Consider the following 508-nt stretch of genomic DNA (forward strand, 5'->3'; position numbering starts at 1 on the left):
CACTTCATGTCGTCTTCGGGACGTTTCCCCTGTTGCCCCATAGTGCAATTCATGGTTTTGGCCGCCAGCCGTTTATCTGCCTCGAAAAATCGACGGGCACTTTTGCCATTTGATGAATGTGGCGAAGCGTATAAGGTCCATGGATACCACAAGCGCGATCAGACCGGCGCGACAATCGGAAGCCAGCCAGACCCTGTTCCATGATGAGATCCTCCCTTGATCATATCCCGCACAGAAAGCAACAGGAGCTTGCCCGTGCGCTGGAGATCCTGCACGAGGAGTTCGAGGATGCCCTCGGGGAGGGCACCGCTGATTTCAAAAAGCGCGGGCGCATTCTCAAAATCGTCCTGTTCGGTTCCTACGCCCGCGGCACCTTTGTCGACGAGCCGCATACGATGAAGGGCTATCGTTCGGATTTCGATTTGCTGGTGATCGTCAACAATCGCAAGCTGACGGATCATGCGACCTTCTGGTACAAGGCGGCCGACCGGATCATCCGCGACAGCTT

General features: G+C 55.7%; 1 protein-coding gene. It reads left to right on the plus strand.

The features are described from left to right. Nucleotides 1-200: 200 nt before the first annotated feature. The coding region (locus tag DOU54_RS26250) for a nucleotidyltransferase domain-containing protein (RefSeq protein ID WP_193603469.1) at nucleotides 201-508 on the plus strand (308 nt) is incomplete at its 3' end.

The organism is Agrobacterium sp. MS2 (assembly GCF_003261015.1).
Classification (GTDB): Bacteria; Pseudomonadota; Alphaproteobacteria; order Rhizobiales; family Rhizobiaceae; genus Agrobacterium; species Agrobacterium pusense.